Annotated in this window: 16 protein-coding genes; 5 read left to right on the top strand and 11 right to left on the bottom strand. The window is 65.6% G+C overall.

Annotated elements, in window-relative coordinates; all coding sequences use genetic code 11:
* Positions 1 to 152: 152 nt before the first annotated feature.
* From ACVWW6_RS06145 to murJ, 4 genes are all read right to left on the bottom strand, one after another.
* Complete coding sequence (locus tag ACVWW6_RS06145; RefSeq protein WP_456680355.1) at positions 153 to 722, bottom strand: NifU family protein; 570 nt, start codon at positions 720 to 722, stop codon at positions 153 to 155.
* Positions 723 to 960: 238 nt separating this feature from the next.
* The gene (locus tag ACVWW6_RS06140; RefSeq protein ID WP_028172532.1) at positions 961 to 1,455 is read right to left on the bottom strand and encodes a universal stress protein; all 495 of its coding nucleotides are present in this window, start codon (positions 1,453 to 1,455) and stop codon (positions 961 to 963) included.
* Positions 1,456 to 1,563: 108 nt separating this feature from the next.
* The gene (gene trpS, locus ACVWW6_RS06135) at positions 1,564 to 2,616 is read right to left on the bottom strand and encodes a tryptophan--tRNA ligase (protein ID WP_011083624.1); all 1,053 of its coding nucleotides are present in this window, start codon (positions 2,614 to 2,616) and stop codon (positions 1,564 to 1,566) included.
* 92 nt (positions 2,617 to 2,708) lie between these two features.
* Positions 2,709 to 4,241 carry a murein biosynthesis integral membrane protein MurJ gene (gene murJ, locus ACVWW6_RS06130; RefSeq protein ID WP_456683122.1) on the bottom strand — a complete coding sequence of 511 codons (1,533 nt, stop codon included), beginning with the start codon at positions 4,239 to 4,241 and terminating at the stop codon, positions 2,709 to 2,711.
* A gap of 125 nt (positions 4,242 to 4,366) precedes the next feature.
* On the opposite strand from murJ, the gene ACVWW6_RS06125 reads away from it, so the two are divergent.
* A complete protein-coding gene (locus tag ACVWW6_RS06125; protein ID WP_060909530.1) occupies positions 4,367 to 5,368 on the top strand; it encodes an adenosine kinase in 1,002 nt (333 codons plus the stop codon).
* Positions 5,369 to 5,533: 165 nt separating this feature from the next.
* Here the strand turns inward: ACVWW6_RS06125 and ACVWW6_RS06120 are convergent, their stop codons facing one another.
* Entirely contained in the window at positions 5,534 to 6,727 is a 1,194-nt protein-coding gene (locus ACVWW6_RS06120) for a serine hydrolase domain-containing protein (RefSeq protein ID WP_456680354.1), read from the bottom strand.
* Between the two features lie 347 nt (positions 6,728 to 7,074).
* Here ACVWW6_RS06120 and ACVWW6_RS06115 point away from each other — a divergent pair, with 347 nt between their 5' ends.
* The gene (locus ACVWW6_RS06115) at positions 7,075 to 7,395 is read left to right on the top strand and encodes a hypothetical protein (RefSeq protein WP_011083628.1); all 321 of its coding nucleotides are present in this window, start codon (positions 7,075 to 7,077) and stop codon (positions 7,393 to 7,395) included.
* 189 nt (positions 7,396 to 7,584) lie between these two features.
* On the top strand, positions 7,585 to 9,078 hold the full coding sequence (locus ACVWW6_RS06110; RefSeq protein ID WP_011083629.1) for an NAD-dependent succinate-semialdehyde dehydrogenase: 1,494 nt from the start codon (positions 7,585 to 7,587) through the stop codon (positions 9,076 to 9,078).
* Positions 9,079 to 9,129: 51 nt separating this feature from the next.
* Here ACVWW6_RS06110 and ACVWW6_RS06105 read toward each other — a convergent pair whose 3' ends face one another.
* The 5 genes from ACVWW6_RS06105 to ACVWW6_RS06085 form a co-directional block, all read right to left on the bottom strand.
* Positions 9,130 to 9,399, bottom strand: a complete 270-nt coding sequence (locus tag ACVWW6_RS06105; RefSeq protein WP_404524760.1) for a hypothetical protein — start codon at positions 9,397 to 9,399, stop codon at positions 9,130 to 9,132.
* Positions 9,400 to 9,591: 192 nt separating this feature from the next.
* Entirely contained in the window at positions 9,592 to 10,014 is a 423-nt protein-coding gene (locus ACVWW6_RS06100) for a hypothetical protein (protein ID WP_231166608.1), read from the bottom strand.
* A 352-nt stretch (positions 10,015 to 10,366) separates the two neighbouring features.
* On the bottom strand, positions 10,367 to 12,583 hold the full coding sequence (locus ACVWW6_RS06095) for an SLC26A/SulP transporter family protein (RefSeq protein WP_456680353.1): 2,217 nt from the start codon (positions 12,581 to 12,583) through the stop codon (positions 10,367 to 10,369).
* 283 nt (positions 12,584 to 12,866) lie between these two features.
* Positions 12,867 to 13,781, bottom strand: a complete 915-nt coding sequence (locus ACVWW6_RS06090) for a phosphoribosylaminoimidazolesuccinocarboxamide synthase (protein WP_028172538.1) — start codon at positions 13,779 to 13,781, stop codon at positions 12,867 to 12,869.
* Between the two features lie 78 nt (positions 13,782 to 13,859).
* The gene (locus ACVWW6_RS06085) at positions 13,860 to 14,777 is read right to left on the bottom strand and encodes a pirin family protein (RefSeq protein WP_028172539.1); all 918 of its coding nucleotides are present in this window, start codon (positions 14,775 to 14,777) and stop codon (positions 13,860 to 13,862) included.
* A gap of 291 nt (positions 14,778 to 15,068) precedes the next feature.
* Between ACVWW6_RS06085 and ACVWW6_RS06080 the strand changes: the two genes are divergently transcribed.
* Positions 15,069 to 16,130, top strand: a complete 1,062-nt coding sequence (locus ACVWW6_RS06080; protein ID WP_456680352.1) for a helix-turn-helix domain-containing protein — start codon at positions 15,069 to 15,071, stop codon at positions 16,128 to 16,130.
* A 314-nt stretch (positions 16,131 to 16,444) separates the two neighbouring features.
* Positions 16,445 to 17,872: a serine hydrolase domain-containing protein gene (locus ACVWW6_RS06075; protein WP_456680351.1), complete on the top strand. Its 1,428-nt coding sequence runs from the start codon at positions 16,445 to 16,447 to the stop codon at positions 17,870 to 17,872.
* A 147-nt stretch (positions 17,873 to 18,019) separates the two neighbouring features.
* Here the strand turns inward: ACVWW6_RS06075 and ACVWW6_RS06070 are convergent, their stop codons facing one another.
* Positions 18,020 to 19,390 (bottom strand): MmgE/PrpD family protein, encoded by a 1,371-nt coding sequence (locus ACVWW6_RS06070; RefSeq protein ID WP_456680350.1) that lies wholly within the window; start codon positions 19,388 to 19,390, stop codon positions 18,020 to 18,022.
* Positions 19,391 to 19,402: the final 12 nt, after the last annotated feature.

Below are 19,402 nucleotides of genomic sequence, written 5' to 3'. Positions count from 1 at the left end.
CGCGCCAATCCGCCATTCATCACGCACTATTTGCAGGCCTCCAAAATGCCCCACGCAAGCTGTCATTCCGGGATGGTGCGTCAGCACCAGACCCGGAATCTCGAGATTCCGGGCTCGGTCCTTCGGACCGCCCCGGAATGACGACTTCGTCGTCACATCGGCCGGACTTCGACCACGTCGGGCACGAAGTGCTTGAGCAGGTTCTGGATGCCGTGCTGGAGCGTCGCGGTCGATGACGGGCAGCCGGAGCAGGCGCCCTTCATGTTGAGATAGACGATGCCGTCCTTGAAGCCGCGGAAGGTGATGTCGCCGCCGTCATTGGCGACCGCCGGCCGCACCCGGGTCTCGATCAGGTCCTTGATCATGTCGACCGTCTCGGCATCGGCCTCGTCGAAGAACTCGTCTTCGTCGTCGAGATCGGCATCGCTTTGCGCCGCGCCGTCGGCGAGCAGCGGCGCGCCGGACATGTAGTGCTCCATGATGGCACCCAAGATCGCAGGCTTGAGCTGCTGCCACTCACCGTTCGCCTTGGTCACGGTGATGAAGTCCGATCCGTAGAACACGCCGGTAACGCCGGGCACCTCGAACAGCTTTTCGGCGAGCGGCGAACGCGCGGCCGATTCGCGGCTCGCAAATTCCATCGGGCTGCCGTCGACCACGACGCGGCCGGGAATGAATTTCAGCGTGGCGGGATTGGGGGTGGGTTCGGTTTGAATGAACATGGTTTTCTCCAGACGTCGCCGGTTCAAGGCCGGCGCGCAAGCTATCCACTAGCAGATGGCGACGGGGAACGCACGATCAAGGGGCGAGATGGCCGTTCCGTTGTTATATCAGTGGGTTAAGGTGCCAAGATATTCCAACCTCGTCATGGCCGGGCTTGTCCCGGCCATCCACGCCTTACTTCGCGGAACCAAGAACGTGGATGCCCGGGACAAGCCCCGGGCATGACGAGCGCCCGGCCTACGACAGCGAATCCACGCTTTGGTCGCTCAGCGCGCCGGAGATGATCGTCACCGGCACCGGGAACGTGCCCAGCTCATGCGCGAGCAGCGCGACCAGGGGTCCCGGACCTTCCGCGCCGGGATTGGCGGCGAGCACCAGCATGGCGATGTCGGGGTCCTCGTCGATCACCGCGAGCAGCTGTTCCATCGCGGCCCCTTCGCGGATCACCCGCTCCGGCGTGATCGCGGCAATGCCGTTGGCGCGGCCGGCGGCGCGGTCGAGCGCGGCTTCCGCCGCCTCATGCGCCTCGGCGCGCATGATGTCGGCGACACCAAGCCATTCCTGGGTCTGCTGCTCGGGCTCGATGATGCGCAGCATCACCACCCCGCCGCCGGCGCGGATCGCCCAGCGGCTGGCGTAGTAGACCGCGCGGTCCCATTCGGCGGTGTCGTCGACGATGACGAGGCATTTGGGCTTGTGACCCGGCTCGAAGCAAAGTCGCTTGCTGGTCATGCATGTCCCGGCGTGTGCGCGGCCGGCATGCTGCCACACTCCCGCAACGTTTGGGAGAGGGGAAGCGGCCGACGCCGGCGCGCCGGCCGCGTTTTGCGAATGCGACAATCAGCGCCGGCGGATGAAGCCGACGATGTCCTTCGAGAGCTTCATGGTCTCGTCGGCGATCGCGCGGGCCCGGTCGGAACCCTCGTTCAGGATCGCGTCGATATGGCCGGGGTCGGCGACGAGGCGCTTCATCTCGCCGGCAATCGGCGCGAGCTTGGTGACGCACAGCTCCGCCAGCGCGTTCTTGAAGCTGGAGAACTGTCCGCCGCCGAAATCCCTGAGCACGTCGGCCTTGGAGCGGTCGGCGAGCGCCGCGAAGATGCCGACGAGATTGTCGGCCTCGGGCCGGGCTTCCAGGCCTTTCTCCTCGGTCGGAAGCGGCTCCGGATCGGTCTTCGCCTTGCGGATCTTCTGCGCGATGGTGTCGGCGTCGTCGGTGAGGTTGATGCGCGAATTGTCCGAGGCATCCGACTTCGACATCTTCTTGGTGCCGTCGCGCAAGCTCATCACGCGCGTCGCCGGGCCCGTGATGAAGGGTTCCGGCAGCGGGAAGAACAGGCCGTCATTGGTGCCCTGGGCGCGGATCGAGTCGCCGAAGTCGTTGTTGAACTTCTGCGCGATGTCGCGCGAGAGCTCGAGATGCTGCTTCTGGTCCTCGCCGACCGGCACGTGGGTGGCGCGGTACAGCAGGATGTCGGCCGCCATCAGCACGGGATAGTCGAACAGCCCGACGGAGGCGTTCTCGCGGTCCTTGCCTGCCTTCTCCTTGAACTGGGTCATGCGGCCGAGCCAGCCCATGCGCGCGACGCAGTTGAATATCCAGGCGAGCTCGGCATGACCCGAGACCTGGCTCTGGTTGAACACGATGTGCTTCTTTGGATCGATGCCGCTGGCGATGAACGCAGCGGTCACCTCGCGGGTGTTGCGCGCGAGCTCGACCGGTCCGCCCCAGACGTCCACGCCCTGCGTGATCGCGTGCATGTCGACGACGCAATAAATGCAGTTATGGGTTTCCTGCATCTTCACGAAGTTGACGATCGCGCCGAGGTAATTGCCGAGATGCAAATTGCCCGTCGGCTGGACGCCCGAGAAGACCCGTTCAACGAATGGCATGGCAAGCTTTCCTGGAAGGTACCGGCCGTCGTTTCCAACAGCGGCGCTGCCCCGTCAAGGGCAATTCGATCATCCTGCGCGCCGAGGTCGGGCTAGGCGGGCCGCCTCAAGGCGGCAGCCGCCTCGCGCCAGGAGGCCGCGCCGAGGATTTGCAGGAGCAGGCCGTAGACGGCGATTCCGGCCGCGATCTGCACGCCCAGCACGATGAATTTGATGACGCCATGCGCTTCGGGCGGCACCAGGCCAGCGGTCAGCCAGAGCAGGGCGCCCATGGCGGAAGCGGCGAGCACGATCCGCGGCAGTCGCTTGCGGGCGGCGGTGTCGACCGAGAAGCCGAATTCGCCCGTGCCCTTCCGCAGCAGCGAGAGCGCGCTGCTCCAGGCGCCGGCCGCGATACTCGCGGCGATCCCGCTTGCGCCGAAGAAATGGCCGAGCAGAACCGCAAGCGCGACCGCGACCACAAAACCCTTGGCCGTTGCGAGCAGCGGCGTCATCGTGTCGCTGCGGGCATAGAAGGCCGGTGACAGCGCCTTGATCAGCACGTGAGCCGGCAGGCCCAGCGCCAGCCACATCAGCGCACGCGCGGTGGCCGTGCTGTCATCGGCGCCGAAGGCGCCATGCTCGAACAGCAGCCGCACGATCGGCTCGGCCAGCACGATCAGGCCAAGGGTTGCCGGCAGTGCGAGCCCGGTCGCAAGTTCCAGCGCGCGCGATTCCGCATGCGCCACCGCGTCGCGGTCGCCGCCGGTGACGGCGCGCGTGAGCTCCGGCACCAGCACCGTGCCCATGGCGACGCCGACGATGCCGAGCGGCAGCTCGATCAGGCGGTTGGCGAAATAGAGCCAGGAGACGGCAGAGGGCGTCGCCGAAGCGATGATCGCACCGGCCACCATCAGCCATTGCGGGCCCGAGCTTGCGATCATGCCGGGAATGGCCTTGGCGAAGAAGCCGCGCATCTCCTTGTCGAAGCTTGCGCGCAACGGTGCGGCAAGCCGTCCGCTTCGCTGCGACAGTAACATGGCGAGTTGCAGTAGCCCGGCAATGCCGACGGTCGCCGCCAGCATCCACGCGGCGGAGGTCGCATCGGCATGCCAGGCCAGCAGCGTCGCGATTGCGGCGATCAGGGCGATGTTGAACAGCAGCGGCGAGAACGCCGTGAGCGCAAAACGCCCCTGCGCGTTGAGCAGCCCCATCAGCACGGTGACGGGGCCGGCGAAAGCGAGATAGGGCAGCATCAGCCGCGCGTTCTGGACGGCGAGATCGAGGGTGCTGCTGCCGAGAAATCCCGGCGCGATCACCGTGATGATCAGCGGCATCAGCAGCGCAATGACGAGCGAGATTGCGATCAGGGCCGCGCTGACCGTGCCGAGCACGCGTCCCGCGAACGCGGAGGCGGCCGCCTCGCCGTCGCGATCCCCGACGCGCAGCCAGGCCGGGATCAGCGCCGCGTTCAGGGCCCCTTCGCTGAGCAGCCGCCGCACCACGTTGACGAGCTGGAACGCCGCCAGAAAGGCGTCCGCCACGGCGCCGGTGCCGAGCAGGGCGGCAATCATGGAATCGCGCGCAAAGCCCAGCAGTCGCGAGGCCAGTGTTCCCGTCGAGACGGTCAGGAAGGAGCGGATCATTGCGCGTGCATAATACCGTGGCTTGCCCGCGAAGGCCGGGTCGTGATAGGCCGCGAGCCAGATTTCAGGCAGACAGGAAGCGGATTTTCCCGGCAATCGCAATCCGCCAAACAGGATCAAGGTGAATGGCTGACGTGAAATATGACGTTCTCGGGATCGGCAACGCGCTGTTCGACGTGCTGGTTAGGACCGACGAGGCTTTTCTCGCCAAGCACGGCATGACCAAGGGCAGCATGTCGCTGATCGACGAGGCGCGGGCCGCCGCCATCTACCAGGACATGGGCCCGGCGACGGAAGTCTCGGGGGGATCTGCCGCCAACACCATCGTCGGCATCGGCAGCCTAGGCGCCCGCGCGGCCTATGTCGGCAAGGTCAAGGACGACCAGATCGGCAAGCTCTACGTCCACGACATCCGTGCCGCCGGCGTCGCCTTCAACACGCCCGCCGCGAAGGATGGCCCCGCCACCGGCTGCTCCTACATCCTGGTCACGGGCGATGGCGAGCGCACCATGAACACCTATCTCGGCGCGGCGCAGGATCTGTCGCCGGCCGATATCGATCCGGCCGAGATCGCGAGCGCCGGGATCGTCTATCTCGAGGGCTATCTCTGGGACCCCAAGAACGCCAAGGAGGCCTTCGTCAAGGCGGCCAAGATCGCCCATGACGCGAGGCGCAAGGTGGCGCTGACGCTGTCGGATTCCTTCTGCGTCGATCGCTATCGCGACGAGTTCCTGTCCTTGATGCGCAACGGCACCGTCGACATCGTCTTTGCCAACGAGTCCGAGCTGCATTCGCTCTACATGACCTCGGACTTCGACACGGCGCTGAAGCAGCTGCGCAACGACGTCAATCTCGGGGTGGTCACCCGCAGCGAGAAGGGCTGCATGGTGGTGTCAGTGGAAGACGCCGTCGCCGCGCCGGCGGCTCCCATCGCCAAGCTCGTCGACACCACAGGCGCCGGCGATCTCTTCGCCGCCGGCTTCCTCTATGGCCTGGCGCGCAACCTGCCGTACAAGCAGTGCGGCGAGCTCGGCGCGCTTGCGGCCGCCGAAGTGATCCAGCACATCGGCGCCCGTCCGCAAGTGTCGCTGAAGGAATTGGCGGAGCAGCGCGGGCTGACGGCGTAACGCAAGCCCGCGCCTCGCTCTCCGCTGTCATCGCCCGGCTTGACCGGGCGATCCAGTACTCCGAGACGCCTGTGATTTATTGAGAAGCCGCGGCGTACTGGATCCCCCGCCTTCGCGGGGGATGACAGTCGTCGTGTGGTGAGAGCCGTGCGCGAAGTCGCCCCCTCACGCCGCCTTCTGCCCGCTCCCCGCATCGAGCCCGGCATAGACGCCGCGCTCGAATCCCGCGAACGCCTCCAGGCACTTTCCGTCCGCGAACGGCAACACCTGCATCAGGATCACGCCGGTGACGTCGCGCGCCGGGTCGATCCAGTAATAGGTGTTGGCGAGGCCCGCCCAGGCGAGGCTGTTCGGGCTGCGGCCTTCCGGCGTCTTGGCGGTGTTGATGAGGAAGCTGAGGCCCCACTTCTTCACCTGGTCCGGATAGAGGTCGACGTCGTTGGTGTACATCGGCGCCACCGAGGTCATCTTGGTGACGTTGAGATCGCCGATGTGGTTCTGCCCCATCGTTGCGACCGTCTCGGCCTTCAGCACCTGGTTGCCGTTGCCGCGGCCCTTGTTCAGGATCATCTGCGTGAACCTGATGTAGTCGGCCGCGGTCGAATAGAGGCCGCCGCCGCCCATGCAAAATTCCGGCGCTTGCTCGAGCTCGAACGGGATCGCGCCGAGCTGGCCGTCCTCGCCGCGCGCATGCATGCCGACCAGCCGTTTGCGCATGTCGTCGGTGATCTTGAAGCCGGTGTCGCTCATGCCGAGCGGGGTAAACAGACTGTCACGCAAATACGCGTCCAGCCGCTTGCCGCTGACGGCTTCCACCGCCTTGCCGACGAAATCGATATTGGTGCCGTATTCCCAGCGCGTGCCGGGATCGGAGGCGATCGGCGTCTTCAACGCGGCGTTCTGGCAGGTGATGATACCCGGCGTTCCGGTCTTCTCGAGATAGATGCCCATATTGCCGTTCCACATGTCGTAGCAGAAGCCGGCGGTGTGGGTCATGAGCTGGCGCAGCGTGATCGGTCCTTTGGCCGGCCGCAGCTTCGGCTCGCCCTTGGCGTCAAAGCCTTCGAGCACTTGCGGCTTGGCGAGATCGGGCAGCACCTCACTGATCGGCGCGTCCAGCGACAGCTTGCCTTGCTCGACCAGCTGCATCGCGCCCGCTGTCGTCACCGCCTTCGTCATCGATGCGATCCAGAACACGCTGTCCGCTGTCATCGCGTCGGGCTTGGACAGATCGCGCTTGCCGAACGCGCCCTGATACAGCACGTCGTTACCGTTGGCGGCGATGGCCACGACGCCGGGAATCTCCTTGGCGTCGCTTGTCTTACGCAGAACCTCGTCGATCTGGGCTTGGCTTTGCATACGCGTTTCCTCCGGTTTGATTATTGTTGGAAGTGATCGATTGTCCTCCTGCATGCCCCGCGCGGCAAGCGCGTCGCGATGTCTCCGCCGGTCGCGATGTCGTGACTTGACGACCTGCGCCCCGCGCAGGACGAGAAGACGTCTGGACTGCAACACTCCGTCACAATCTGCGGTGGATGGCCGCAACGAACCGTGACCGTGGGCGGGCTCTGGCGATATGTTTCGCGTGTTTGAAGCACTTGAAACATTTTGTGCGTTGCGGCGTTTGGCAACGGGCCCAATCAGCCGCGGACGTTAGGACTTGATACAAATTTGGCGGCCGGCACCGGCCGCGAGGGGGACCTCTGATGATTTCAACCTGGAGCGAATGGAAGCGCTATCCCCGTCCCGGACGGGGCGACAATCTCGAGGCGCCGATCTCGCCCGGCATTTACGAGGTCCGCATCGCCGGCAGCGGCGCGCTCTATTCCTTCGGCGCGGTCGACAATCTGGCGCAGGCGCTGGCGCTGCTTCCGGTCGGCTCGAAATCGTGGTTTGGCCGCCGCGACACCACGGGCGTTCCCGATCTCGAATATCGCACCTGTGCGACCTCCTCGAAGTCCGACGCCAAAGCCGCCGCCGAGCGCATGATCGGCCGGCGCGAGACCTATATGAGCGGCGCGGCCTGAGCATGATCCGGACCCGAAGGGCCGCGTTAGCGCAAAGTGTGCAGCGGTTTTCCGGAAAGATCATGCTCAAACAATAAGTTCGCCGCTACGAGCTTAGCTCCCATCTGATGTGCGTTGCGGGGCGGTGCATTACGCGCCGTCTGTCCCTATATTCCGGGCCGATCCGATCGCGCTCCGAGGAGTAACGCCATGACCCCGACTGCCGCCGCACGCGCTCAGCACGCCACCGCCACCCTGCGCGACCGGTTGAAGGACCCGTCGCTGCTGAAGGAGGCCTGCTACATCGACGGCGCCTGGGTCGGCACGCCGGTCTTTGCCGTCAACAATCCCGCCACCGGCGTCGAGCTTGCGAAGGTTCCGCAGCTTGGTGCGGACGATACGACCAAGGCGGTCGAAGCCGCCGAGCGGGCCTTTCCCGCCTGGGCCAAGCACACCGCCAAGCAGCGCTCCAACATTTTGCGCAAATGGTTCGAGCTGATCATCGCCAATCGCGAGGACCTTGCGCTGATCCTCACCTCCGAGCAGGGCAAGCCGCTCTCCGAGGCATTGGGCGAGGTCGACATCGGCGCCGCCTATATCGAGTTCTTCGCCGAGGAAGCCCGCCGCGTCTATGGCGAAACCATTCCGACGCAACGTCCTGATGCGCGCCTGCTCGCGATCAAGCAGCCGATCGGCGTCTGCGGTGCGATCACGCCGTGGAATTTCCCGAACTCGATGATCACGCGAAAAGTCTCGCCGGCGCTGGCGGCCGGCTGCACCGTGGTGCTGAAGCCCGCCAACGAGACGCCCCTGTCGGCGCTGGCGCTGGCCGTGCTCGCCGAGAAGGCCGGCATCCCCAAGGGCGTGCTCAACATCATCACCGGCGATGCGCCGCCGATCGGCAAGGTGCTGTGCGAGCATCCAGCGGTGCGCTTCGTCGGCTTCACCGGCTCGACCGCCGTCGGCAAGATTCTCTACCAGCAGGCCTCCGTCGGCGTGAAGCGGCTCGGCCTCGAGCTCGGCGGCAACGCGCCCTTCGTGGTGTTCGACGACGCCGATATCGATGCGGCGGTCGAAGGCGCGATCGTCTCGAAATACCGCAACATGGGCCAGACCTGCGTCTGCGCCAACCGCCTCTACGCCCAGGACAAGATCTACGACGAGTTCGTGCAGAAGCTGTCGAAGAAGGTCGCGGTGATGAAGATCGGCGACGGCACAGAAGCCGGCGTGACGCAGGGCCCGCTGATCAACCTGAAGGCGGTCGACAAGGTCGAGCGCCACATTGCCGACGCCGTGAAGCGCGGCGCCAAGGTCGTCACCGGCGGCAAGCGCAGCGAGCTCGGACGCTCCTTCTTCGAGCCCACGGTGCTCGCCGACGTCAAGCCGGACTCGCTGGTGGCGCAGGAGGAAACCTTCGGCCCGCTCGCGCCGGTGATCCGCTTCAAGGACGAGGCCGACGTCATCGCGATGTGCAACGCCTCGCCGTTTGGGCTCGCCTCCTACTTCTATTCCCGCGATCTCGGCCGCGTCTGGCGTGTCGCCGAAGCGCTGGAGTCCGGCATGGTCGGCGTCAACACCGGCCTGATCACCACGGAAGTCGCGCCGTTCGGCGGCGTCAAGGAAAGCGGCTTGGGGCGCGAAGGCTCGCGCCACGGCATGGAAGAGTATGTCGAGATCAAATACGTGATGATGGCGGGGGTCTAACCGGCAATCGATGCTGCGCGCCGGCGATTTGAACTCGCCGGCGCGAATGCATCAGCGGCATACGTAGGCGCCGTTCACATATACGCGGACGCATGCTGTGCCGACCGCTGCCGCGCCTACCGCCGCTCCCCCTACGACCGCGCGCCGCGTGGTTCGACGTGCGACGCCGGCGACGCTCGCCGGGGTTGCCGGTCGTCCGACCCTGGCTTCAGCGGCTTGAACGACGAGCGTGATGCCGTCCTCGTGTGACCAATTGATCGAGCCGAAAATTCCACAGCCTAGAACGGCTGCAACAAGTAGCTTGGTGCCGGCCAGCTTCATGGCAATCTCCCTCGGGTATCAAAGCCGAGCGATCAGCATTCTCTGGTCATTTGCTCCCGGCTTGATCTGGATCAATGGAGCACAGGAATTGCAAAGCGGCTTGCTCGCTGTTGCGAGGCGTGCGCCGTCTGGCAAAGGTGCAAGATGCGGGAGGCGGCTCGAAAGCCGCCTCCCGCTGATGCGACTGTGCCATTACTGACAGCGATACATGCGGCCGTCCTCCATCTTGGTCAGCGTACCGGGTGTGCAGACCATGCCGTTTCGCCTGCGCCAGTCCTCCGGCGAGTAGGCGTAAGACGCGTAAGGACCGCCGCCCGCATAATAGCCCGGACCGGCCCCCCATCCAGGTGACGTTGCGGCAATCGCGGCGGCTGTGCCAACCGCTGCGACACCTGCTCCGACACCGTAGGCGCCGGCACCGTATACGGCGCGACGTGTCTGTCGACGCGCCACGCCGGCAACGCTCACGGGAGTCAGCGGGCGACCGACCCGCGCCTGTGCACTGTCGACCGACATCGAGACGCCGTGCTCCTCAGACCAGGCGAAGGAGAACAACGTCGCGCAGGCGAAGGTCGAGACTGCTATTGCAATTCTTGTCGCGCATGTACGTGTCATGTTTTTTCCTCCATTGCTGTCTTCCAAATGCGCTTTCGCTGTCCGGGGTCCGTTGCGCGATCCCTGGCGGTCTTCTCGCGCTGGTCTGGAGCGGCGTGCAACCGACGCCGTTTGCGCTCGGCGCAAGCGGCGGCCCTTGCGATAAGAGAAGCTTCATCGGAGGCACGCCGTATCGTACTCGGAGAGCAATGGCAGGCCGGATCATATTGCAGATCGGCGACGCCCGCTATTGTCCCAATGCACCGCAATGGGTCACGCCAACTGCCTCATTGCAATGCTTGGTGGCGCAATCTCATGAGACGGAAGTGCCGTAGCCCGGACTGCGCTTCGCTCCGTCCGGACTACGCGGTCGTTACCGCCGCAGCACCGCGATCGTCCTGTTCGCAAATGTCAGTCGCTCGGCCATGACCGACACGAAATAGGTCAGCAGCTTGCGGCTGAGCGCGGGGGCCTCGTCCCTGATCGCGTCGAACTGGTGCGTGTTCAGCACGTAGAGCACGCTGTCGACCTCGGCCTGGATCGTCGCGCTGCGCGGCGTCTGCGACACCAGGCCCATCTCGCCGATCGTGGTGTAGCGCCCGAGGCTTCGGACCCGCGTCATGCCATTCTGCTCCGCGGGGATCATGATCCCAACGCGGCCGTCGAGGATGAAGTGCATGGAATCGGCGGCATCGCCGGCCTGCACGATGATTTCGCCGGCCTCGACCTCGAGGCGCTGGCAGCGGCGGATCAGTTCGTCGGCATCGTCCTCGCTGTCGAGAATCCCTGCGAACCAGTCGCGCAAATTCGCCTCTTCCTGCGCCAGGCCCTGATGCTGCGCGATGAGCTCGTTCTCGCACCACTCCAGCGCATGATCGAGCTCGGGAATGACGGTGACGCCGTCGCCGAGGAAATCGCTGGAGCGCAGCACCTTCTCGGCCGCGGCTGGCAGGTGCACCAGGATCAGCTCGACGCCGAGGTCGCCGGCGCTGCGCTTGATCTGGGCAAAACTGTAGGCGGCCGACGAATCGACGCCGGTGACGAGCTTGAAGTCGAACAGCAGATAGCGGCACTCCGGGCGTTCGTGCAGCAGTTTCTTGACGTGCTGATAGAGCCGGTTGGCGGACCCGAAGAACAGATAGCTCTGGAGATTCAGGCCCTGAATCTTGCCGCCATGAGCGAGCAGCACCTCCTGGTCGTCGCGCGAGCGATCGAGCGAGGAGCGATATTCGGCGCCGTCAAAACTGTATTTGATCGATTCGACCCGCGCCGCGCTGAATGCGAAGGTCGCGCAGCCGATGATCACGCCGATCAGGATGCCCGGCACGAAACCCCAGATGACGATGATCGCGATGATGGCGACCAGCGACAGATATTCGAGCTTCGAGAGCCGCTTGCGCGACTCGATGAGCCATTTGTGGAGCTGATCGGCGCCGAGATAGAGCAGCAGGCCGCCGAGCACGAATTTCGGCATGAAGCCGAGCAGCTCCGGTGCGATCGCGAGCATCAGCAGTGATATGGCCGCAACCGTGAAGCCGGACAGGCGTCCGCGGCCGCCGCTGCTGAAATTGAGGATCGAGCGGCTGACCGAGATGCAGCCGGCATAGCCGGCGAGCGCGCCGGACAGGATATTGGCGGCGCCGGTAGTGTTCAGCTCCCGCTCAAGATTGGCCTCGCGGTGAGCGGCGACCTCGATGCCGGTGGTGTTGAACAGGGTGCTGGAGGCGCTAACGAAGATGACGGCGACGACGTTGCCGAGCAGGTCCGGCACGGCGAACCACGGATAGTGCGCGAGGTCGTCGATGTGCCAGGGCAACATGAAGGTCGCCGGCGGCGGCGGCTGGAACATCCAGCCCAAAGCGCGCGCCTCCTCCGGCGAAATCCCGGCGATCCAGAACGCCAGATGCGCGGCGAGCATGCCGCCGACCAGGATGATCGGCAACCCGAACGCGCTGCGCGAGCGGTGCCACGTCAGATAGAGCACCAGCGCCATCGCGCAGGCGGCGCCCAGCTCCGACATCGTGACGCCGTTGGTGAAGCGCGGCAGGGTGGCAAACTGCACGGGATGATCGGTGATCACCCGGATCGCGCCCATCACGATCAAGAGCCCGGTGGCGCCGAGAAAGCCGCCGATCACCGGATAAGGCACGTAGCGGATGGCGCGGCCCATCCGCGTCAGTCCCAGTCCGCACAGCACGATCCCGGTCAGCATGGTCGACAGGCCGAGCGTGATCAGGACGGGCGAGAGCAGCGGCGCCGACAGATTGGCCGCTTCAATGCGTTCGACCAGTGAGGCGGCCAAGATGCCCGTCACTGCGGCGGTCGAGCTGTCGGGGCCGGCGACCGCGAAGGGCAGGGAGCTTCCCAGCCCGATGACAGCCGCAAGGACCGCGGAGCTGATGAAAGTCGCGGCGATGCCGTAGGACAGATAAGGCGACAGCGGCCCGGTGAAGATCAGCAGCGCGTAGGATAGCCCGAAAGTGACGGCCAGGACGCTGGCGGCGCTCCCGCCCAATATATCATTCAGCGCACGCCTGAGGGCCGGGTTGAAACGGGCAGCCGGACTGAAAATAATTGCTGGATCGGTCACGCGGTTGCGCTCGCCCCTGAAAAAGTCCCGTCCGAGACGTAGACGACTGCGGACTTAGCGCAACAGGATTCTTGTAACTATGAAATATCCGACAGTTTCGGCGATGGCATGTGAACGGCCAATCATGCGTGAGGGAATAGAGCCGGATGGACAATGCCGGAGCGGCGCACCGACCCCCTCCACGTCATTGCGAGCGTAGCGAAGCAATCCAGAATCCCTCCGCGGAAAGACTCTGGATTGCTTCGTTGCGCTCGCAATGACGAGTTTGTGGCAGCAACTGCGCCTAAATCTTCAGCTCTTTCCCCGTCACGCGCCGATACGCCTCCAGATACCGTTTGCTGGTCGCCTCCACCACGCTCGCCGGCAGCGGCGGCGGCGGGGCGTCGCCGTTCCAGCGGCCGGCGCGGCGCTCGACGTCGAGATAGTCGCGCAGCGGCTGCTTGTCGAAGCTCGCCTGTGGCTGGCCGGGCTTGTAGGCATCGACGGCCCAGAACCGCGACGAATCCGGCGTCATCACCTCGTCGATCAGGATGATGCGGCCGTCCTTGTCGCGGCCGAACTCGAACTTGGTGTCGGCGATGATGATGCCCTGCTCGCGCGCCAGCTCCTCGCCGAGCGTGTAGATCGCGCGCGTCATGCTCTCGAGCGTGTAGGCTGTCTCGTCGCCGACCACCTCGCGCATCCGCGCAATCGTGATGTTCTCGTCATGGCCGGTCTCGGCCTTGGTCGCCGGGCTGAAGATCGCTGGCTCCAGCTTCTCGCTCTCGACGAGGCCGGCCTTCAGCTTCTCGCCCGCGAGCGTGCCGCTGGCGGCGTATTCCTTCCAGGCCGATCCCGAGAGATAGCCGCGGATCACGCATTCGATCGGAAACACCGTGGTGCGGCGGGAGAGCATGGCGCGGCCGAGGATCTCGGCGCGATGCGGCTTCAAGGCGGGCACGGCCGCGATGATCTCGTCGGTGTCGGCGCTGATCATGTGATGCGGCACCACGCCTTCAAGCTCGTTGAACCAGAACGCGCTGATCTGGGTCAGCACCGCGCCCTTCATCGGGATGGTCTCGCCCATGACGACGTCGAAGGCGCTGATGCGATCGGTGGTAAGGAGCAGCAGGCGGTCGTCGTCGACGGCATAGATGTCGCGCACCTTGCCGCGCCCGATCTTGGGGAGCGGCAGGTCGCTGGAGAGCATGGTGGTCATCGGCAAAGCTTTCGCAGACAGGGCCTTCAGGCGGGAAATCCGGCCGCGCCTGACGGCACGGCCGGAAACCGGATTAGCCTATTCCGGCAACGGAATGAACTCATGTTCCTGAGGAACCGCCGCGAAGCGGCCGGTTTTCCAGTCCTGCTTGGCCTGCTCGATCCGCTCCTTGCTGGAGGAAACGAAATTCCACCAGATGTGGCGCGGGCCTTCCAGTGCATCGCCGCCGAGAAACATCATTCGCGTGGCCTTGAGTGCCTTCACGGTGATGCGGTCACCGGGGCGGAAGATCAGTAGCCGCGGCCCCTCATAGCGCTCGTTCGCGATCTCGACCTCGCCGTCGACCACGTAGATCGCGCGCTCCTCGTGATCGGGGTCAAGCGGCACGCTCGCGCCCGCGACCGCCGTGACCTCGGTGTAGAACCAGGGCGAGACCATGGACACCGGCGACGTGATGCCGAAGGCGGAGCCCGCGATCACCCGCGCGGTGAAATCCCGCTCGGAGATCATCGGCAGGTCGCCGGCGCCGTAATGCTGGAACGACGGTGCGATCTCTTCCGATCCGGCCGGCAGCGCGATCCAGCTTTGCAGGCCCAGCATCTGCTGGCCCGAGGCGCGCTGCGCATCCGGCGTGCGCTCGGAATGCGCGATGCCGCGGCCCGCCGTCATCAGGTTCATCGCGCCGGGCGCGATCTCCTGGACGTTGCCCTCGCTGTCGCGATGCATGATCGAGCCGTCGAACAGATAGGTGACGGTGGCAAGTCCGATATGCGGATGCGGCCGCACGTCCATGCCCTTGCCGGAAACGAACTGCACCGGGCCGAAATGATCGAAGAAGATGAAGGGTCCGACCATTTGCCGCCTGCCATGGGGCAGCGCGCGCCGCACGACGAAGCCGTCGCCGAGGTCGCGCGTGCGCGGCACGATGACAAGATCGAGCGCATCGCAGGACATGGGATCGCCGAGCACGGGATCGTTGGAGGGTTGCCAGCTCATGATGGACTCCTTTTTACTTTCTTGGGCACGATCGTAGCAGGATTTGGCGTCGCCGTCGCGACAAAGCCGGACAAGATGTCGTGGGGGCGGCGGTGCCACATTCTCAACTGTCTTCGCCCGCGAAGGCGGGCGATCCAGTACGCCGCGGACCATCGATTTAATCATTGCCGTCTCGGAGTACTGGATCGCCCGGTCAAGCCGGGCGATGACGGTTGTGGTGCGGATGGTGCTTGAAAAAATCGGCCTGACGAACGATGGTCGGTCGATTACACCAGACGGCCGCCACAACTGATGACCCTTGCCGCAACAGAGCTTGCATTTCGCGCCGCGTCCGTGGCGCTGCTGCTGGTGCTTGCGGCGTCCTTGGTCTCGGATTTCCGCAATGTGCTGGCGGCCCGGCTCGGTGCGGCCTTCGCGCTGGGCTCAGCGGCGCATGCGGCGAGCTATTCGGTAGATGTCACGTCGCGGATCCCGCTCCTGCATGCGCCGCTGATCGCGCTCTCGACCGGCACCATCGTGGTGTTCTGGCTGTTCACGCGCTCCCTGTTCGACGACGAGTTTCGCCTCCGCTGGTGGCACGGATGGGTCTGGGCGCTGGTGACGGCCTTCAGCTTCGCAGGCTGCGTCTGGATTGCACCCAGCGGCCATGTGCGGTTCTCGGTGACGGCGGTGAATCTGATCGTGCTCGGTTTCATCGCGCTCGCGGTCGGGCAGATGATCGCCTCCTGGCCGGCCGACCTGGTCGAGCGCCGCCGCCACGTTCGTGTCTTCATCGTCTGCGTAACCGCACTCTATGGCGGGCTGAACGCGGTACTCCAGATCGTCGTCGCCGGCCACCACGTCGGCGATGTCGCCGAAACCATCAATGCCGGCGTGCTTGCCTGCACCGTCGCGGCGATCGTCTATGCCATGATGCGCGTTGACGGGGCGGATCTATTTCCGGCTGCGGCGGAGCCCGCACCGCCGATTGTTTTCAGTCAGCCTGCAGCCGATGACGCGGCCGATCAAAAGCTTATCGACGCCCTGATGCGGCTGATGGCCGACGAGCGGATCTATCGCCAGGAGAACATCACCATCGGCGTCCTGGCAGGTCGGCTGAAGATTCCCGAATACAGGCTGCGCCGGCTGATCAACCAGCGGCTCGGCTACCGCAACTTCAATGTCTTCCTGAACAACCACCGGATCGAGGAAGCCAAGGCCGCGCTCGCCGATCCCGCCCAGGCCGAGGTCCCGGTCATCACCATCGCGATGGATGCCGGCTTCCAGTCGCTCGGCCCGTTCAACCGCGCCTTCAAGGCGGTCACCGGCGTGACGCCGACGGAGTACCGGCGGCTGAAGGTGAATGCGGCGTAACCGGCTCTTCGCCTCTCCCCGCGTGCGGGGAGAGGCGACGCGCGAAGCGCGGCGGGTGAGGGGGAGCCTCCGCGAGTCCAACTCTCACCGCCCCCGCGGAGGCTCCCCCTCACCCCAACCCTCTCCCCGCAAGCGGGGCGAGGCAGCGGACCACCGTCGTGACTGCATCCTCGCATTGCTTTGAAATATTTGAGTTATTTCGGAATCGGCCAGCCCCGCTCAGTTTCAGCCACGCTATTTTCCAAATCCGGCGAGCGCGTGTCGCCCGCATCCGGCCTGCTCTCCCGCACCTGCCCCGAAGCCGGAGAAAGCCCGTGACCCGCCGCCGCAAGATCATCCTCCTCACCACCGCCATCGCCGCTGCCGGCGTCGCGCTCGGCGCGGCGCGGGCGCATGACGTGCCCAGGATCGCCACCGGCTTCGTCGCCGACATCCTGTGCTCCGAGACGTTCGTCTCGGGCCTGGATATCAGGCGGACCTTCGCCGAAACCATGGACGCCATGCCGGGCACCAGTCTGATCACCTGGGCGATGGACTATCAGGTCGATCGCGCGCGCAAGGACGTCACGGTGACATTGTTCGGCATCGGCCGCAGCCATGCCGTCTATCGCGAGGGGCTCGGCTGCACGCTGGAGCACGGCGCGGCGATCGCCGACGTCACCGTGCCTGCGGACGACAGGCAGCCGGCGCTGCTGCCCGAAATCGCCGGCCCCGCGATCGTGCCGCCGGAGAGTCCCGAGCTTGTCGCCGCGCTCGACCGTGCCTTCGCGGAGCCCGCGCAGCCGCCTTATCGCCGCACCCGCGCGGTCGTCGTGATGAAGGCGGGCCGCATCATCGCCGAGCGCTATGCGGACGGCCTCGGACCGGAGACACCGCTGCTCGGCTTCTCCATGACGAAATCGGTGATCTCGGCGCTGACGGGCGTGCTGGTGCGCCAGGGCAAGCTGAAGCTCGATGGGCCTGCGCCGGTCGCCGCCTGGAAAGATCCTGACGATCCGCGCCACGCCATTACCGTCGATCAGCTGCTGCGCCACACTGCGGGCCTTGCGCTCGGCAGCTCATTGGAGGCTTCGCTCGGCTCCGCCTTCGAGCCCGTCAACCGGATGAAGTTCATGGAATCCGACATGGCCACCTATGCGGAGAGCATCCCGCTCGAGACCGCACCGGGCACCGCGTGGAACTATCACGACGGCAACACCATCATTCTCGCGCATCTGATCCGCGTTGCTGCCGGCGGCACCCCCGAAGATGCGCTGCGCTTCGCGCGCCGCGAATTGTTCGCCCCGCTCGGCATGCGCCATGTCACGCTCCAGCTCGACGGCGCCGGCACGGTCGAGGGCTCCAGCGAGATGCTGGCGACCGCGCGTGACTGGGCGCGGTTCGGCCAGCTCTATCTCAATGACGGCCTCGCCGGCGGCAAGCGCATCCTCCCCGAGGGATGGGTGAACTATTCGGCGACGGCGACGCCAAACGCGTGGGTCGGCATCGGCGCCGGCTTCTGGACCAGCCACGGCGCCAGCTTTGGCGCGAACCTTCGCATCACACACGGCTGGCCGCGCGATGCCTTCTTCGCCAAGGGCACGATCGGGCAGTACACGATCGTCATTCCCTCGGAGCGACTCGTGATCGTGCGGCTCGGCCGCTCGCCGAACTGGCCGCCGGAGGCGGACGGCGTGTTCGATCTCGTGCGCGACGTGGTGGCCGCAACGCGCGAGAAGGGGAAGCTGGCGGGGGTGAATTGAGGTGTCGAGCGCCGCCTCTTCTCCCTCGCCCCGCTTGCGGGGAGAGGGTTGGGGTGAGGGGGAGTCTCCGCGAGGACGGTGAGAGTTGGATGCGCGGAGATTGGATTCCGGCCTCTCCCTGCAAGCGGGGAGAGGCGATATCTCTCTCTACTGCCGTCCCAGCTCCGTCGCCTTCGCCACGCGGTCGAACCGCTCCAGCGTCAGGATCGCGTCGGCAAATTTCTCCGCGCGCACATTCAGCACCGGACGCGCCAGCGTCAAGAATTTCTGCTGCATCGCCTGCGCATCGGGAAACGAATTCGGCTCGCCGGAGGGATCGGCATACAGCCGCTCGTGCACGCCGTCGTCCGTCGTGATGCTGACGCGCGCGCCGAACGGATGGGTGCGGCCGATCTCGAGCCGGTCGTCCTGCACCACGTCGAACTTGTCGGCGAGCGCGTCGATGGCGGTATCGCCGAGGCGGTTGTAGTCGTCCCAACCAAAGCTGCCCTGATCGAGCGCGAGCGCGCCGGTGAAGAACATCGAGAACTGGCCGCCGACGATCGAGGTCGGATGCCGCTTGGTCGCGGCATCACCGGTCAGCGTGATGCCGTTGCGATGCAGGCCGATCTCGACGCGCTTGACCTGGTCTGGCGTCAGATTGTGCTCGCGCCGCATCGCGATCAGCGCGTCGATTGCGGCATGGGTGTAGCGGCAGCTCGGATACGGCTTCACGCCGATCTTCATCGTCTCATAGGTCTTGCCGAGCTCGGCGACGGCCTTGCCGGGATGCGCGTCGTCGGTGTAGCCGGTGAGCAGGCCGTGCTTGCCCTCGACCGATTCGGTCGCGCCGACGAAATCGTTGCGCGCCAGCGTCGCGGCGATCACGCCGTTCATCGCGGCTGCGCCGACTTGGTAGCGCTTGTTCCAGGCGCCGTTGACCAGGAATTGCAGCGAGCCGGCGGCCTGGCTGCCGGAGACGCCGAAGGCGGCGATGATCTGCTTTTCGCTGAGGCCGAACAGTTTTCCGGCCGCGGCGGCCGCGCCATAGGTGCCGGCGGTCGCGGTCGGATGGAAGCCGCGCGCATAATGCGAGGTCGGGTCGAGCGCGTTGCCGAGCCGGCAGCAGACTTCATAGCCCGCCACGATCGCGGTCAGCACGTCGCGCCCGGAAGCGCCGACCATCTCGCCGACGGCGAACGCGGCCGGAACGACCGGCGCGCTCGGATGAAGCGAGGAATCCGCATGCGTGTCGTCGAAATCGAGGGAATGGCCGAGCGCGCCGTTCAGCAGCGCCGCCACCGCCGGGGTCCAGGTCTTGCTGTCGCCGAACACGGTGGACTCGCCCTTGGTGTCGAGCGCGAGCGCCTCCAGCATCTTCAGGATCGAGGGGGTGGATTCCGCTTCGCTTCTGGCCCGGATCGCGCTGCCGAGGAAATCCAGCGTCAACACCTTGGCGCGATCCAGCACTTCCGCCGGAATATCCTGGTATTTCAGATTGAAGACATAGGCGGCGAGCGTTGCGGTTTCGTGGGCCATCGTGTTTCCTCG

The organism is Bradyrhizobium sp. USDA 3311, assembly GCF_054062495.1.
This window is presented reverse-complemented; position numbering and strand designations above follow the sequence as displayed.

Coding starts and splice junctions, on each gene's coding strand:
- ACVWW6_RS06145 (WP_456680355.1), bottom strand. CDS start 722: ATGTTCATTCAAACCGAACCCACCCCCAATCCCGCCACGCTGAAATTC.
- ACVWW6_RS06140 (WP_028172532.1), bottom strand. CDS start 1,455: ATGACCAGCAAGCGACTTTGCTTCGAGCCGGGTCACAAGCCCAAATGC.
- trpS (WP_011083624.1), bottom strand. CDS start 2,616: ATGCCATTCGTTGAACGGGTCTTCTCGGGCGTCCAGCCGACGGGCAAT.
- murJ (WP_456683122.1), bottom strand. CDS start 4,241: ATGATCCGCTCCTTCCTGACCGTCTCGACGGGAACACTGGCCTCGCGA.
- ACVWW6_RS06125 (WP_060909530.1), top strand. CDS start 4,367: ATGGCTGACGTGAAATATGACGTTCTCGGGATCGGCAACGCGCTGTTC.
- ACVWW6_RS06120 (WP_456680354.1), bottom strand. CDS start 6,727: ATGCAAAGCCAAGCCCAGATCGACGAGGTTCTGCGTAAGACAAGCGAC.
- ACVWW6_RS06115 (WP_011083628.1), top strand. CDS start 7,075: ATGATTTCAACCTGGAGCGAATGGAAGCGCTATCCCCGTCCCGGACGG.
- ACVWW6_RS06110 (WP_011083629.1), top strand. CDS start 7,585: ATGACCCCGACTGCCGCCGCACGCGCTCAGCACGCCACCGCCACCCTG.
- ACVWW6_RS06105 (WP_404524760.1), bottom strand. CDS start 9,399: ATGAAGCTGGCCGGCACCAAGCTACTTGTTGCAGCCGTTCTAGGCTGT.
- ACVWW6_RS06100 (WP_231166608.1), bottom strand. CDS start 10,014: ATGACACGTACATGCGCGACAAGAATTGCAATAGCAGTCTCGACCTTC.
- ACVWW6_RS06090 (WP_028172538.1), bottom strand. CDS start 13,781: ATGACCACCATGCTCTCCAGCGACCTGCCGCTCCCCAAGATCGGGCGC.
- ACVWW6_RS06085 (WP_028172539.1), bottom strand. CDS start 14,777: ATGAGCTGGCAACCCTCCAACGATCCCGTGCTCGGCGATCCCATGTCC.
- ACVWW6_RS06080 (WP_456680352.1), top strand. CDS start 15,069: ATGACCCTTGCCGCAACAGAGCTTGCATTTCGCGCCGCGTCCGTGGCG.
- ACVWW6_RS06070 (WP_456680350.1), bottom strand. CDS start 19,390: ATGGCCCACGAAACCGCAACGCTCGCCGCCTATGTCTTCAATCTGAAA.